At 64.3% G+C, this 15,004-nt stretch carries 15 protein-coding genes; 7 read left to right on the top strand and 8 right to left on the bottom strand.

Annotation, left to right across the window (positions count from 1 at the left end):
• Positions 1-51 precede the first annotated feature (51 nt).
• Together B4M43_RS15530 and B4M43_RS15525 are read left to right on the top strand one after the other, a co-directional pair.
• Positions 52-294, top strand: a complete 243-nt coding sequence (locus tag B4M43_RS15530; RefSeq protein ID WP_296268337.1) for a hypothetical protein — start codon at positions 52-54, stop codon at positions 292-294.
• A gap of 111 nt (positions 295-405) precedes the next feature.
• Positions 406-540, top strand: coding sequence for a hypothetical protein (locus B4M43_RS15525; RefSeq protein ID WP_296268336.1), 135 nt, complete (start codon positions 406-408; stop codon positions 538-540).
• A gap of 67 nt (positions 541-607) precedes the next feature.
• On the opposite strand, the gene B4M43_RS15520 is transcribed toward B4M43_RS15525, so the two are convergent.
• Positions 608-931 carry a hypothetical protein gene (locus B4M43_RS15520; protein WP_296268335.1) on the bottom strand — a complete coding sequence of 108 codons (324 nt, stop codon included), beginning with the start codon at positions 929-931 and terminating at the stop codon, positions 608-610.
• A 210-nt stretch (positions 932-1,141) separates the two neighbouring features.
• Between B4M43_RS15520 and B4M43_RS15515 the strand changes: the two genes are divergently transcribed.
• Positions 1,142-1,375 carry a hypothetical protein gene (locus B4M43_RS15515; protein WP_296268334.1) on the top strand — a complete coding sequence of 78 codons (234 nt, stop codon included), beginning with the start codon at positions 1,142-1,144 and terminating at the stop codon, positions 1,373-1,375.
• A gap of 79 nt (positions 1,376-1,454) precedes the next feature.
• On the opposite strand, the gene B4M43_RS15510 is transcribed toward B4M43_RS15515, so the two are convergent.
• The gene (locus tag B4M43_RS15510; RefSeq protein WP_296268333.1) at positions 1,455-1,979 is read right to left on the bottom strand and encodes a GAF domain-containing protein; all 525 of its coding nucleotides are present in this window, start codon (positions 1,977-1,979) and stop codon (positions 1,455-1,457) included.
• 223 nt (positions 1,980-2,202) lie between these two features.
• On the opposite strand from B4M43_RS15510, the gene B4M43_RS15505 reads away from it, so the two are divergent.
• Positions 2,203-2,361 carry a hypothetical protein gene (locus B4M43_RS15505; RefSeq protein WP_296268332.1) on the top strand — a complete coding sequence of 53 codons (159 nt, stop codon included), beginning with the start codon at positions 2,203-2,205 and terminating at the stop codon, positions 2,359-2,361.
• An 86-nt stretch (positions 2,362-2,447) separates the two neighbouring features.
• Here B4M43_RS15505 and B4M43_RS15500 read toward each other — a convergent pair whose 3' ends face one another.
• The 3 genes from B4M43_RS15500 to mrdA all read right to left on the bottom strand — a co-directional run bounded on the left by B4M43_RS15500 (position 2,448) and on the right by mrdA (position 6,822).
• Positions 2,448-3,578, bottom strand: a complete 1,131-nt coding sequence (locus B4M43_RS15500; protein WP_296268331.1) for a GAF domain-containing protein — start codon at positions 3,576-3,578, stop codon at positions 2,448-2,450.
• Positions 3,579-3,773: 195 nt separating this feature from the next.
• Entirely contained in the window at positions 3,774-4,787 is a 1,014-nt protein-coding gene (locus tag B4M43_RS15495; protein WP_296268330.1) for an XdhC family protein, read from the bottom strand.
• Between the two features lie 154 nt (positions 4,788-4,941).
• Entirely contained in the window at positions 4,942-6,822 is a 1,881-nt protein-coding gene (gene mrdA / locus B4M43_RS15490) for a penicillin-binding protein 2 (RefSeq protein ID WP_296268329.1), read from the bottom strand.
• A gap of 265 nt (positions 6,823-7,087) precedes the next feature.
• Between mrdA and B4M43_RS15485 the strand changes: the two genes are divergently transcribed.
• Positions 7,088-7,588: a hydrolase gene (locus B4M43_RS15485; RefSeq protein ID WP_296268328.1), complete on the top strand. Its 501-nt coding sequence runs from the start codon at positions 7,088-7,090 to the stop codon at positions 7,586-7,588.
• Here the strand turns inward: B4M43_RS15485 and B4M43_RS15480 are convergent.
• A complete protein-coding gene (locus B4M43_RS15480; RefSeq protein WP_296268327.1) occupies positions 7,574-8,998 on the bottom strand; it encodes a PLP-dependent aminotransferase family protein in 1,425 nt (474 codons plus the stop codon). The genes B4M43_RS15485 and B4M43_RS15480 overlap by 15 nt on opposite strands.
• A gap of 651 nt (positions 8,999-9,649) precedes the next feature.
• On the opposite strand from B4M43_RS15480, the gene B4M43_RS15475 reads away from it, so the two are divergent.
• On the top strand, positions 9,650-11,062 hold the full coding sequence (locus tag B4M43_RS15475) for an amino acid permease (RefSeq protein ID WP_296268326.1): 1,413 nt from the start codon (positions 9,650-9,652) through the stop codon (positions 11,060-11,062).
• A gap of 76 nt (positions 11,063-11,138) precedes the next feature.
• Here the strand turns inward: B4M43_RS15475 and B4M43_RS15470 are convergent, their stop codons facing one another.
• On the bottom strand, positions 11,139-12,101 hold the full coding sequence (locus tag B4M43_RS15470; RefSeq protein WP_296268325.1) for a LysR family transcriptional regulator: 963 nt from the start codon (positions 12,099-12,101) through the stop codon (positions 11,139-11,141).
• Positions 12,102-12,208: 107 nt separating this feature from the next.
• Between B4M43_RS15470 and B4M43_RS15465 the strand changes: the two genes are divergently transcribed.
• A complete protein-coding gene (locus B4M43_RS15465; protein ID WP_296268324.1) occupies positions 12,209-13,759 on the top strand; it encodes an MFS transporter in 1,551 nt (516 codons plus the stop codon).
• 11 nt (positions 13,760-13,770) lie between these two features.
• Here B4M43_RS15465 and B4M43_RS15460 read toward each other — a convergent pair whose 3' ends face one another.
• On the bottom strand, positions 13,771-14,985 hold the full coding sequence (locus tag B4M43_RS15460) for an aldose 1-epimerase family protein (RefSeq protein WP_296268323.1): 1,215 nt from the start codon (positions 14,983-14,985) through the stop codon (positions 13,771-13,773).
• Between the last annotated feature and the right edge of the window lie 19 nt (positions 14,986-15,004).

The raw sequence follows: 15,004 nt of genomic DNA, 5'->3' as shown, positions 1-15,004 counted from the left end.
CTCACCAGCACGTTAAACGACGTCGGCGTCTCGCCCGAGTAAGGAGCTGCAATGTTCACTCGCATCATCATCGGTATCTTGATCGGCCTGGCCGCCGGTTACGTGGTCAATGGCAAGGTCGCGGTGTCGCCCAAGACCGTGCAGATCCTGCAGATCTTCGCCGGTATCGTCGCCGTGGCGTTCATCGCCTCGTCCTTCATGTTCGGACCGCTGCATGGCGTGCTCGCCGTCGCCGAAATCGCCGGTGGCTACTTCCTCTACACCCAGGTGATCCAGCCAAAGACACGCAAATGACGCTGTTTGCCGGCGGCGGCTCGTCGTGAAGCGGGTTGCCGCCGGTCCGACTGAACATATGGCCGTCCATTGCTGCCCAACGTCCGTCACTTTTCAGTCGAGGACGTTGACATGACCGATCCCAAGCAAGAGCAACCCAAGCCCACCCCTGCCCAGCAGGACGACGTACCGGCGCACGCCACCGAAGAAGAACGCGAGCGCCTCAAGGACAAGAACAAGGACGGGATCCCGCCCGGTTACTGCTGAGCCCTGCGACCCACTGCGCGTTTGCCATCGAGCGAGACAGGGCAAGCGCGCCGACCGCCCCGCACCGTTACTGCACCGTGACCTGGTCGGGCTGGTGGTTGACGATCTGCAGGCCGGTGCTCTGAATGGCCGCCTGGATGGCTTCGCGGCGGGTCATTTCGCCTTTCACCACATTGGGCTTCACCGCGCCCGTGCTGTTCAGATCGGATTTGATCACGCAACCGCTGTCGTTGCCGATGTCCTGCGCGACTTCGTCGAAGCGCGAAAACGACAGGTCGAACCTTGCCACTTCGTCGCATTTGCCTTCAAGGTTCGGCGTGTTCGGGACAGGTGTGTCATGGCTGCAGCCAACCAGGGCAGCGAAGGTAGCCAGGGCCAGATAGCGTTTCATCGGGTACTTCCTTATTGAACGGATGACGTCGACTCGATCGAGCACAGGGGTGTGCCGCGAATACCGGTGCAACCCTACCAGTTCGGCTCGTCGAAAGGGTAGGGCAGTGTGCAGGCGCGTGCCGTTCGTCAATGCCATCGCACTTCGGCGAGTGACGTTCTTCCAATGTTTCAGATGCAGATGGCCTGCGTCCACCAGCGGAGAACGATCGTGATCAAAGACAACAATGGACCCGCAGCACCTTATCCAGGCCCGAGCAGCGACACCCCAGATACCGGCGAAGGCCACGGTTCGGGACTCGAGCAGACGTCGTCCGAGCCCAAGCAAGGTGTCGGTTCCCAGGAAGGCAAAAAGCCTGAAGACTGGAACCCGCCGGCGGGTAACCCAGGCTCGGACCAAGACTCCCAGGTGCCCCGCGAAAACGGCACCGCCAAGACCGAGTGATCCGCTCGGCGTTTGAACGACAAAGCCCAGCATCAGTGCTGGGCTTTGTCGTTCAGGGCCGTTGGAGCGCTAGGGTCGGTCAGACAGATTCGACCGGCTCCACGGCCTGATCTTCGATGCACGCATACAGGATGCACCCTACCAGGCGTGCGAACAGGGACAGTACTTCGGCCAGGTCCGGGTCGTCGAAATACGCTTCGCGGGTATCGAGCGCGCATAAAGCGCCGTACAGGTCGCCGTTGGGCAGGAAAATCGGCACCCCGGCGTAGCTGTCCAAGCCCAGCTGATTGACGATGGGGCGCAGGGCGAAACGCGAATCCTGGGTCAGCGAGGGCACCAGCAAGGCTTCCGGCGCGCGCAAAAACTCGCTGCAAACGGTGCGTTCCAGTGGAAAGGCGTCGCCCTGCTCCAGGCCGAAGTCGCCTCTGTCCAGCGCCGCGCAGATGACCCAGTCGTTGTCGTTGAACTTGGCGATAGCCGCGAACGGCATGGCCGTGTACTTCAAGACCAGTTTGAGAATGTTGGTAGTACCCTCGATTTCCGCGATCGCCGAGCGTTCCGCGCCTGAAAGGTAATACTGGTGCTGTGACGAATAAGGCGACATGCGCTGCAAGCCTCGGTAAGCGGTGGATGCGGCAGTGTGAGGGGAGTGCGGCGATTCGCGCAAGCCGTCAATTCGCGCCGAAAAACGTTCCCCAGGTCTGCTTCTACCATGTGATTAATCAGGAGGTAGCGCCGCCGTCGGTCCGGCAGCGGGCACTGCCCGGGTCGAGGGTCCTCACAGCTATACGGACGGGCACTTCGCCCGTCGGCTTGGAGATACGACGATGGACAACCACCCAACCGTGCCACGCGATCCCGCACCGCAAGATCCGGCCACCAAACAGGCACCTGAGCTGCAAGACGATGACGCTGGTCTCGATGAAGAGATGCCGGACGTCGAAGTCAACGATTCGGTGACATCCGAGCATCCAGACGATCAATAGGCGGCATTGCCGCTGCAACCGCTACTGAACGACTGGTTGCACCTTAACGCCGCACCTCGATGTGAGAAGCGCAGGGCAGTGCCAGGTCAGTCATGATGTGGCTCTGCCCGCCCGAGGCGCTCGTTGAACGGCGCGCTGATCAGGCAATTGAACCCTGCCGCTTCGTAAGTGAAGGCGGCCGAGCCGTTGAACGCATTGCGCAGCGCCCCGTTGACCATCAGCGTTCCGTAGCCTTTGCGCGACGGCGCTAGCACTACGGGCCCGTTGAGTTCCTGCCAGCTCAAGCTGAAGCCGTCGTGCGCATCGTCGGGCGAGCGTTGTTCGGTTTGCCAGCTGATGTGCAACTCGCCCCCCGGTTGCGAGAGCGCGCCGTATTTCGCGGCGTTGGTACCCAGTTCATGGACCACCATGGCGAAGGCCGCCGCTGCCTCCTTGGCCAACAAAATGGCGGGGCCGTCGAAACGGATCCGGTAACGGTCGCTGTACGGAGACAGGACCTCGCTCAGCAGCGAGGCCAGCGGCATTTCCGCCGGGGACAGCGCCAGGGCATGGGCGCGCTGCATCATCACCATGCGCTGATCGAGCATGTACCGGAACTGCTCGGGCTCCGGGTAGTTTCTGAGGGTCAGCACCGCCACTCCGGAAAGCGTCGAGAACAGATTGCGCATGCGGTGTTCAAGCTCACCGATCAGCAAAGTCTGCGACTCCTGGGTGCGGCTGTAACGGCAGAACAGGGCGCACAAGCCCGCCGCGCCCGACAGGAACACCCGTTGCTCCTTGGTCAGGCCCATGTCCATGGGATGTATGACTGCGAGCGATCCATGTACCTCGCCGTCTGTGCCGATGGCCGGTACCGAAATCAACGAGGTCAGATCGTGCTTGCGAAACTCGTCGCGCCACTGCTCGGAAAAGCGCTCGTCCGACGCCACATCGGGCACTTCGACGGTCTTGCCGGTGCGTACGGCATGGCTACAGGAACCGCGGCCCGCGCTGATCGGGTTGCCGATCAATGCGGTGGTGAAGGTCGTGGGCATGGCGGGGAATATGGCGTGGCGAAACGTATTGCCGGGCGTGTCCAGGACCAGGATGCCGACCACGGCATCGGGGACTTCGACCTGCAAGGCCAGTGCGAATTCGCCGAGCAGGCCCTGAATGGAAGTGCCCGAAGCCATCACTTCCAATGCGCGGTCTCGAAAGTGACTAAGGAATACACGCATGGGTGATGTCTCTGACAATCAGGTGCGAGAGTATTGCACCCAAATTGCCACTGTTCCACTTGTATGGACGCTAATATCGTCATCATCCGTGCAAATTCGCGTCAAGCGCACCTGGGCCTGACGCCGTCAGTCAAGGCGAAGGAATTTCAGTTGGGGCGGCGTTGCAGCCCATCGCTTGACTGACCGGCAATGAGCCTAGGCCGCGCATTCTTCGATCTGCTTGCCCGCCGCCACGCGCACCGCGCCAGGCAAGGCTACGCCGTTCTTTTCTGCGAGAAGCTCGGCCATCACACTGACGGCGATCTCCGCAGGTGTCTTGCTGCCGATGTGCAGACCGATGGGGCCGTGCAGGCGCTGCAGCGACGCTTCGGTCTGGCCGAAGTGTTCGATCAACCGCTCGCGACGGCTTTGCGAGTTGCGCCGCGACCCGATGGCACCGATGTAGAACGCCGGACCTTGCAGGGCTTCGAGCAGGGCCAGGTCATCCAGGCGCGGATCGTGGCTCAGGGCGACAATGGCACTGCGCTGGTCGGCGCCGAACGCCCGCACCACGTCGTCGGGCATGCCCGGCAGGTGCTCGACGCCGGCCACCGACCAGGTGCTGCGGTATTCGCTGCGCGGATCGCACAGCGCCACCTTGAAGCCGTTGAACAGGGCCATGGTCGCCAGGTACTCGGCCAGCGCCCCGGCACCGATCAACAGCAAGCGGTAGCCTGGGCCAAGCGTGGTGTGCATCACCTGGCCTTGCAGGCCGGACACTGCGGGTTGGTCGGTGACGGTCAGCGCGACCTTGCCACTGTCGAGTTCGAGCCGGCGCTGCACCAGATGGCCAGCGTCCAACTCGGCGAGCAGCGCCCGCAACGACGCTAGCTCGGGCGCGAATTCCAGCACCAGCTCCAAGGTGCCGCCGCAGGGCAGGCCGAAGCGGTGTGCTTCGTCGGCGCTGACGCCGTACCGCACCACCTCGGTGACCCGCGCCGGCATGCCAGGGCCACCGTGTGCATGGGTGTAGCGCTGGATCAGGTCGTCTTCGATACAGCCGCCGGAGACGCTGCCCACCACACGGCCGTCGGCGCGCAGCGCCATCATCGAGCCCACAGGACGTGGAGACGACCCCCACGTGCCCGCAACGGTCGCCAACAGCACCCGTTCGCCGCTGGCCAGCCAGTCACAGGCAGTGCGTAGAACCAACAGATCGATGCTTTCCATGAAAATCCTTCGCGCGGTGAACGCCATAGCGCGGGCGACAGTGCCCAATGGCGCTTGGACCGCAGCAGGCGCCGGAGCATTCCTTTTCGATGGCAAGTATCGAGCAACGTGGTGACCCAAGGCTCAGCGATCGACGCCAAACCGCCGCCCAGGCTCACGCGTGCGGGGGTTTGGCCGCAGTCGTCGCCGCTTTCAGATGGCCCTGGTCATCCAGCAGCCAGGCGTCCATCACCTCGCGCACCACCGGGCCCGCCACGCGGCCGCCGGCCTCGCCGTTCTCGATCATCACCGCGACCACGATGCGCGGCGCCTCGGCCGGGGCGAAGCCGACGAACAACGCGTTGTCGCGATGGCGCTCGAGGGTTTTCTCACGGTTGTAGCGCTCGCCCTGACGGATCGCCACCACCTGCGCGGTGCCGCTCTTGCCGGCGATGCGGTATTGGGCGCCCGCTGCGGAAGCACGGGCGATGCCGCGCGGGTCGTGCATCACCCGTTGCATGCCCTGGTTGACCTCGTCCCAGGCATGCGCGTCGCGCAACACGATGTCGGGCATGGGGTTGGGGTCGACCGGCGTCTGGCCGCCCACGCTCATCGCCAGGTGCGGCCGGTGCCACACGCCCTTGCTGGCCAGCAGGCTGGTGGCCTGGGCCAGTTGCAGCGGCGTTACCTGCATGTAGCCCTGGCCGATGCCGAGGATCAGCGTCTCGCCCGGGAACCAGGCCTGGCGCCGGGTGGCACGCTTCCACTGCGCCGAGGGCATGAGCCCGGCCGCTTCCTCGAACAGGTCCAGCGACACCTTCTGCCCGAGGCCGAATTCGGCCATGTAGTCGTGCAGGCGGTCGATGCCCAGCTTGTGCGCCAGGTCGTAGAAGAAGGTGTCATTGGAGCGCATGATCGCGGCGGACAGATCCACCCAGCCGTCGCCGCTGCGGTTCCAGTTGCGGTACTTGTGGGCGTAGTTGGGCAGTTCGTAGTAACCGGGGTCGAACACCCGGCTGGCGGGGCTGATCACGCCGCTGTCCAGGCCCGCGATGGCGACTTCCGGCTTGATCGTCGAGCCCGGTGCATAGAGCCCGCGCAGCACACGGTTGAACAGCGGGCGGTCGATGGAGTCGCGCAGGGCGGCGTACTGCTTGAAGCTGATGCCCTTGACGAACAGGTTGGGGTCGAAGCTGGGGTTGCTGACCATCGCCAGGATGTCGCCGTTGGCCGGGTCCAGCGCCACCACCGCGCCACGGCGCTCGCCCAGGGCGTGTTCGGCCGCCTGTTGCAGGTGCGCGTCCAGGCTCAGCACGATGTCTTCGCCCGGCGTCGGGTCGCGGTGGTTGAGCACGCGCATCACCCGGCCCTGGGCGTTGGTTTCCACTTCTTCGTAGCCGACGTGGCCGTGCAGGCGGTCCTCATAGAAGTGCTCGATGCCGGTCTTGCCGATCGACTCGGTGCCGCGGTATTCGGTGGGGTCGAGGGTCTTGGCTTCACGCTCGTTGATCCGCCCCACATAGCCCACCGAGTGGGCGAAATGTTCGGCCAGGGGGTATTCGCGGATGAACTGCGGTTCCACTTCCAGCCCCGGCAGGCGGAACTGGTTCACCGCGATGTGGGCGATCTGCTGCTCGCTCAGCCCCACCATCAGGGTCACCGGCTCGAAAGGCTTGCGACCGCGGCGCAGGTCCTTGTCGAACTGCTGGCGGTCTTCGGCGTCCAGGCCCAGCACTTCGGTGAGCTGGTCCAGCACCTGGGCCACGTTGCCTGCGCGCTCGCGGGTCATGGTCAGGTTGAAGCTGGGGCGGTTGTCGGCCAGGACCACGCCGTTGCGGTCGTAGATCAGGCCGCGCTCGGGCGGAATCGGCAGCATGTGCACGCGGTTGTTCTCCGACACGGCGCTTTGCTTGTCGTGCTGGATCACCTGCAGTACGTACAGGCGCCCGACCAGAGCGCCGACCAAGGCCACGGTCAGCCCCGCGCAAACCAGCAAGCGGCGATTGACCAGCGATTTTTCGCGTTCGTGGTCCTTGAGGGGGATGGGCTGGGGCATGACGGGCTCTGGATAGCGGGCTGGCGGGCGGCGGCGCCTGGGACGCGAGCGTGCGGATGCTACGCAAGCCGCCCCTGGGGCTCAAGACGCTGGCGGTGCGCAGGCCTTGGCTAATGCCGTGGGCCCCACAGCCAGGGCATCGCAGGTCCATGAACAATGTTTCATGGGTGCAGGCGCAGCCTGGGCGAAATCGCTCTGGCACCGTGCAGGGGCGGCCGCCGGCTGGCTATACTGCGCGCTTTTTGCCGTCGCACGGGGAGGGCGCATGCGCCAGGTGCTGCTGATCAATGACGTCCAGGCCACTTTCGAACCGCCCGAATGGCTGGTCGATGGCGTGCGGGCGTTCTCGGCGCGGTTGCTGACGCTGGCGACGCTGACCTTGCACGATGAGGCACGCACGCCTTTCCAGCGCCAGGCGGGCTGGCACCCGGCGCGTAGCGACGAAAGCCTGCACGAAGCGGATCGGGTGTTCGTCAAGCATGGCTATGGCCTGCCGGCCGAGGCGCTGGACTACTTGCGCGAGCTGGCGCCCGAGCGCGTGCTGGTGTGCGGAGTAGGGGCCGACAGCGGTCTGCTGGCGGCAGGCTTTGCCTTGTTCGATGCCGGGTTGACGCCGACGCTGGTCACCGACCTGAGCATCGGCTCCTGGCTGGACCGCTCGGGGCAGACGGGCCAGGCCTTGTGGGTCCAGCATCTGCGACACGTCACGACCCGCGCCGAGGTACTGGCCGGCTCGCAGGAACCCGCGCCCTCAGCGCCCCGGTAGGCGCACATGCTTGGCCATTAACCCTTCGAACAGCTCCCACAGCTGCGGCGCCGTACTGAACGCCACATTGAAACGCATCCAGCCCGTGGGCTGCGCGTCGACCATGAACAGCTGCCCCGGGCCCAGCATCATGCCCTGGCTCAGCGCCTCGTCGAGCAGCACCGCGCTGTCCGGCAATTGCGGGTGGCGGGTCCAGATGTACATGCCCTCGTCGGACTCGACGAACAGCTCGAAGCCCAGCCGTTGCAGGCGTGCGCCGACGTCTTGATGGGCCTGGGCCAACCGCTGGCGCAAGCGCTTGAGGTGCTTGCGCCAGCGCCCGTCGATGATCGCGGCATAGACCACGCGCTCCATCACCTGCGAGGTGGTCAGCCCCGAGCGCATCTTCAGGGTCAACAGCTGCTGGATCAGCTGCGGGTTGGCCAACAGGTAACCCACCCGCACGTTGGGCGAGATGCTCTTGGAATAGCTGCCCACGTACACCACCTGCTGCAAGTGGTCGAGGCTGGTCAGGCAGGGCTGCGGCTCGGCGATCATGTCGGCGTAGAGGTTGTTCTCGATCAGCCGGAAACCGTGCTGGCTGGCCAGTTGCAGGAGCCGGTGCAGTTGCGCCAACGGCGTGCGCGAGCACGTCGGGCTGTGCAGGTGCGGCTGGGTGAAGAAGGCCGTGGGCCGGTGCACGGCCAGCAGCCGTTCGAGCTGGTCGAGGTCGTAGCCGTTGGGCGTGCGCGGCACGCCGACCAGCGTGGCGCCCTGGAAGCGCAGGATGCTCATCAGGTTGGGGTAACCAGGGTCGTCCACCAGCACCACATCGCCTGGGCGGACCAGCGTGCGCACGGCCAGGTCCAGCGCCTGGCTGGCACCGTGGGTGAGCAGCAGCTGCGCCGGGTTGGCGACGATCGACAGTTCCTGTTGCAGGTTCTGCGCGGTCACGGCGCGCAGTTCCGGCAGCCCCAGGGGGTCGCCATAACCCGACAGCTCCAGGGGGCTCCCAGCTACCTGGCGCAGACCGCGGCGCAGGCCGTCTTCATACATCCAGTCGTTGGGCAGCCAGCCGCAACCGGGTTTGAACGGCAGCTGGCGGGTTTCGAAGATCTGTTGCAGATACCACTCGGCATTGAACGAGGGGCGCGCGGCGTCGGTGTCGCGCGTGGGGCCGTCGAGGCGCTCGCCGCTGACGCGGCTGACGAAGAAGCCGGCGTTGCCACGGCTGATCAACACACCCTGGGCCACAAGGCGGTCGTAGGCCTCGACCACGGTGAAGGTGCTGACCGAATAGGTCGCCGCGAACGCCCGGATCGAGGGCACCTTGGCGCCCGGTTTGAGGGTGTGCGCGTCGATCAGCTCGCGCAGGCCGTCGATGATCTGGTTGACCAACGGCGTAGCGGAGTCTGGACGTAGTTCGAGCATGTTGGGGCCTTGGGGGAGTGCGGACGTGCCGAGTGGCGAGCGGTGTACAGCATCGACGGCCTGTACAGTGCAGTGCGGATTTCACTGCGCTGTGCATGGCTCAATGTGTCAGACATTTTTACATTAGGTATCAGATAGCGCCACACACTGGCCGAAATGACCTGTTTCGGACATTCGCCCAGGGTGTTGAGCAGTCGAATGTCGAAGGGGCGTGGACCCTGCCCGAAGCAGCGGCAATGCCCATCCGCCGCTCGAACATAGCAACAACCGGCAGACGCCGCCTCCGAGCGGCGAACCGGTGGAGGCCGAACGCGCTGGAGTCTAGCCGGCGTTCGGCTTTTTTACGTTTTGGTAGGGCTGCCGGCGATGCCGGCGACCTGCCAGCAGGCTGCCAAGGAAGGCCTGAACGTCTGTGTGCGGCGTTGCCGCACGAAATGAACCTGGGGTTCGGCAAGGCGGAGCGGGAGCGGGGCGCACGGTCGCGTCCGAGCAAACCGTTCGTTTTCCGATAGAGGCTGCCACGCATGCCGTGGTCTGACCCGACGCGTCCCGTTTGGTTCGATGTCTGCACATGCTGTACAGGTGAGGCCGCTGCCCATCGGGGTCTCACTCAAATTCCTTGGATAAAAAGAAGCACGGGGTACACCACTGATGGACGCAACATCCACCTCCACCACTTCCGCGACCGTGGAGAACGAGAGCAAGCTCAGCGCTTCGCTCAAACCGCGCCACCTGACCATGATGTCGATCGCCGGCGTCATCGGCGGCGCTTTGTTCGTCGGTTCCGGCAGCGTGATCCACAGCGCCGGGCCCGCTTCGGTACTGGCCTACCTGGCCGGCGGCATCCTGGTCGTGCTGATCATGCGCATGCTTGGCGAAATGGCCACGTCGTCGCCCGACACCGGTTCGTTCTCCACCTATGCCGACCGCGCCATCGGCCGTTGGGCAGGCTTCACCATCGGCTGGCTGTACTGGTGGTACTGGGTGATCCTCATGGCCTGGGAAGCCTACGTGGCGGGCAAGATCCTGCACGGCTTCTTCCCCGACGTGAGCGTCAACGTGTTCGTGCTGGCGACCACGCTGATCCTGATCACCGTGAACTTCTTCAACGTCAAGCACTACGGCGAGTTCGAGTTCTGGTTCGCGTTGATCAAGGTGGTGGCGATCTGTTGCTTCCTGATCGTCTGTACCGCCGCGGTGTTGAACATCTGGCAGTTCGGTGAGGTGCGCGGCATCACCCATCTGACCGCCGAAGGCTTCATGCCCAATGGCTTCACCACGGTCATCGGTGCGTTGCTGGGGGTGATGTTCGCCTTCCTCGGTGCGGAAATCGTCACCATCGCAGCGTCCGAATCCAAGGATCCGGCCCGTCAGATCGTCAAGGCCACCAACTCGGTGGTGTGGCGTGTGTGCCTGTTCTACGTCGGCTCGATCTTCCTGATCGTCTGCCTGGTGCCGTGGAACGACCCGCACCTGGGCATCTCCGGCTATGGCGCCTACCGCCGCACCCTGGAGCTGCTGGGCGTGCCCTACGCCGAGCTGCTGATGAACTTCGTGGTGCTGACCTCGGTGAGCAGCTGCCTGATCTCGGGCCACTACACCGCTTCGCGCATGCTCTTCTCCCTGGCCAAGCGCGGCGACGCGCCGGCGTTGTTCAAGCGCACCCGTGGCAACAGTGGGGTGCCGGTGCTGGCTATCATCGGCTCGTGCCTGGTCGCAGTGTTCTGCGCGCTGATCAACTTCAGCGAGACCTTGCGCCCGCAGGACGTGTTGGAAACCCTGATGAACACCACCGGCATGATCGCCTTGCTGGTGTATCTGGTGATCGCTTTCTCGCAGCTGCGCATGCGCCGCAAGCTGATCGCCGAAGGCAAGGAAATCCAGCTCAAGATGTGGCTGTTCCCGTGGCTGACCTACCTGGTGATCGCCTTCATCGTGGTTTGTCTGGTGGTCATGGCCTTCATGCCCGACTACCAGATCCTGGTGGTCTCCACCGGCGCTGCAGCGGCCGTGGTCGTGGTGATGGGCATCATCCATCAGATGCGTAGCGCCAAGCGCGCTTGATCTGAGGGTATGGAAAACCCGCGTTCGCCAGGGTTGGCGAACGCGGGTTTTTTTATGGCCGCTCGGCGGGATCGCTTTAGCCTTCTCCCTGCAAGGCCCTGCCCGCCGCTGTACCTCTAGCTGACTGGCCCGCTGTGGCTTGAGAGAGGTGCCGTCGCGACAGATGCTCCGAGAGGAAGTCCACGAACACGCGTATCTTGGGCGACAAGTGCCGACTAGGCCGCCACTGGGCCCAGAACTGTCCTCCGTCCGTGGTCCACCCGTCCAGAAGCGTTTGCAGCGAGCCGGCGGCCATTGATTCACGCACTAGAAAGTCCGGCATGTAGGCGATGCCCAGGCCGTTTTGCGCCGCCATCAGGATCGCTTCCATGTTGTTCAGGGTCATCGCCGCAGGGGGCACGATGGAGCGAGGCGAGGCGCCTTCGGCCAGGTCCCAGGGCATGACCTTGCCCGTCGTCACGAAGCGATAGAGCAAGCAGTCGTGCGACGTCAGTTCGGCAGGCGTGCGGGACCAGCCCTTGCGCGCCAGGTAGGCAGGCGACGCACACAGCACGAACTGGAACGGTCCCAGCTGCCGCGACATGGGTTTGGAATCAGTCAACCCGCCGCTGCGCACCAGCACGTCGAAACGGTCGTCGACCAGGTCGACCAGATGGTCGCTGAAGTCCATGTCCAGTTCGATTTCAGGGTAGGTGTCGCGAAACTCGGCCATCAGCGGCATGACCAGGCGATAGCCGATGGTCGGCAGGCTGATGCGCAAGCGACCGCGTGGCGTCTGCGCGACGTGCGACAGCATGGCTTGGGCATCTTCGAGGTCGTCGAGGATGGGCCGGCAGCGCTCGTAGAACAGTTGGCCCTCGTCGGTAAGGCTTACTTTGCGGGTGTGGCGCTGGAAAAGCCGTACGTTCAGCGAGGCCTCCAGGCGGGCAACGTTCTTGCCCACAGCCGAGGCGGAAATGCCGATGGCCCGGCCTGCCTTGACGAAACTCAGGAGTTCGGCCGTTCTCACGAACGCCAGGATGCCATTGAGACTTTGCATTGAATTACATCCATTACGTCCGTTGACAGTGGAGCGGCAGGGCGTTTTTCCGCAATTGCGGACCTTATAGATTCTGTTGCCCATCTTGCAACATAAGGATTCACGTCATGCAGATCGCTCAAGGTGCCTCGCCAAGAGGACGTTTACATGTTCTGTGCGCCATTTGCCTTGCGGCGCTGGTGCTGCCATTGAGCTTCACGGGTGGCGCCGTCGCCACACCTGCGATCGGTCGGGCCTTGGCCGCTGAGCCGTCCCAGCTTCCCTGGGTCACCAACGCTTTCATGCTCAGCTTTGGCAGTCTGCTCATGGCCGCCGGCACCCTCTCCGATGCCTACGGCCGCAAGCGGCTGTTCATCGCAGGGTTGGCACTGCTGGCAACGGTCAGCATCGCCCTTGCCGGTGTGTCCAGCATGCGCTGGCTGATCGTGCTGAGGGCGGTGCAAGGCGCTGCCGCTGCGGCCACCCTGGCCAGCGGTTCTGCGGCACTGGCCCAGGTGTTCGAAGGTCGGGCGCGGGCACGTGCGTTCAGTCTGCTGGGTACCACCTTTGGCATAGGGCTGGCCTTCGGCCCCCTCGCAGGCGGCCTGTTACTCGAGCATTTCGGTTGGCGTGCGATCTTTGCCACCCCCGCAATCTTCGCGGCAGTCTCGCTGCTGGTGGCGGTGGTCTGGATGCGGGAGACCCGCGCCCCCAAGGCATACGCGTTCGATTGGGCAGGCGCTGCCAGCTTCTCGGCCATGCTCGTGTTGCTCACCGCAGCGATCGTTCTTGCGCCCCAGACTGGCTGGCGCACGCCTTTGGTCATTGGGCTCCTGGCGGGTGCGGCGCTGAGCATGGCGGCGTTCGTGATGATCGAACTGCATATCGAGCAACCGATGCTCGAGCTGACATTGTTCAGGTACCCGCGGTTCATAGGCGTGCAGTTACTGCCTATCGGTACCTGCTATTGCTATATCGTCTTGATCGTACTGCTCACGTTTCGCTTGGGTGTCGAAGGCATCGCACCTTCGGACAGTGGCTTGCTGCTGCTGGCCCTGTCTGCGCCGATGCTGGTCGTGCCGCTACTGGCGGCCTGGCTGTCACGATGGATCCGGGCAGGCAAGCTGTGTGCGGTCGGTTTTTCGATCGCCGCTGTGGGTCTTTATCTTCTGGCGCATACGCCTACCGAGGCGGGGCCACGATTCGTGGGTACGATGCTGACGATCGGTATGGGCACGGCGCTTCCGTGGGGGCTGATGGATGGGTTGGCCGTTGGCGTGGTGCCTCGCGAGCGGGCCGGCATGGCTGCGGGTATTTTCAATACCACGCGAGTGGCAGGTGAGGGCATTGCGCTGGCGACTGCCGTCGCGTTGCTCGGCGTGCTGGTGGCCGGCCGGCTCGAACCCCTGATGCCTGGCCAGCGCAGCAGCGAGGTAGCCCAGCTTCTGTCGCTGGGCACGCTGGACCCTGCATTCGATCCGCAGTTGCTGCGTGTCGCCTACCTCGACGGTTTCGATACGCTGATGCTGATATTGAGCGGCGTCACCTTGGGGGTAGCCGTCGCCACCTGGCTGCTGCTGGGCCGAGGCGAACAGGCGGCCCCCTATGAGCCGCCGGCAGCCGAGTCCCCGGCTGCGTCATACAGCACGCCTGGAACGGCATCAGGGCGAAACGTCTGATCGCGGGACGATCACTGGTCGTTCAGGTCGACCAAGGGTGTCGGTCGCACCTGCGTTTCGCGGCCTTTCTGAATATTGCTTATCTGCTTGAGGGCCTGGTCCACGGCAGTTTTGTCCGCCAGCAAGCTGTAGCTGATGCGGAACTGCCGCTGCTCCTTCGGCCCGATCGTGGGCACCAGATTCAGCGGCCGCTGATAGCGGCGGTTGTACGAGAAGCTCGTACCCGGCTCCAGCCCGGTGACATAACCCTGGCCTTGCGTGTCGGTGTTCTTCCACAACGAGAACACCGGCAGCGTCTGCGTGTTGAAGCCCACCGCGACGCCCAGGTTGGCGGCCTTGTTGTGTAGCACGGTCAAGGTGTCGCCCTTGTCGTCGGCATAGGGCACCACGTTGTACACCGTCTCGTCGTAGTCTTTGGTGGGCGCGCGATAGGTTTGCCAGTCGGCCAGATCGCCCTTGGCCTTGTCGTTGAACGGCGACACCTGCTTCACCGGAGCGACGAAGCGGGCACCTTCATCGAGCAGCGGCGTGCCGAAGTTGCTGTGGTACAGGGCCTGGTATTCCTTGGTGTAATCGCCGTTGTTGATCAGGGTGTCGTTGAGGGCGAACGCCGCGCTGCCAGGTTCGGTGACCAGCTCGGTGGCGACCGAAAAATCGACCTTCTTGAACGCCTGCTCCTTCAACTCGCCGCGCAGGGTGATGGCGTAGGGCGGTCGTTCGTCGATGTGCAGGGTGACTTTGCTCGCCGGAATGTTGGCCGCGCGGCCGTGCAGGGTCAGCAGCTCGCCGTTGTCGACGCCCGGATGGCCGACCCACTCGTAGCCGCAGCGGGCCACCAGCTCGTTGAAGCCCTCCAGCCAACCCAGGCCGTTACGACCGTTGAGCTCGATGAAGGCGGGGTTGACCACGTCCTTGACTGGGGAGTCCCAGCCCATGCGCACGTCGCCGACCGAGGCGTGCAGCACGTTCATGCCGCGCGTGGGCACGACCGAGAGCTTCATCGTGCCGTTGTCGATGTCGACGATGCTGACGCCTTCCTGCCGCCCACCGTGCAAGGTGCGCAGGGTGACGCTGAACGGCTTGTCGGTCTTGACGCCCAGTTGTGCGCTGGTGATCTGCCAGGGCTGGGCGGCTTTATCGGTGTCGAGCAGGACGTAGTCCCAGGCCGAGACGGGGGTGGCAGCGGACAGCGCGCCAAGGGTGGCGAGGAGTTTGAGCGGAGTCATGGCAACGGCCTTTATTGGA

The organism is Pseudomonas sp. UBA6562 (assembly GCF_002434265.1).
In the GTDB taxonomy this organism is placed as follows: Bacteria; Pseudomonadota; Gammaproteobacteria; order Pseudomonadales; family Pseudomonadaceae; genus Aquipseudomonas.
This window is presented reverse-complemented; position numbering and strand designations above follow the sequence as displayed.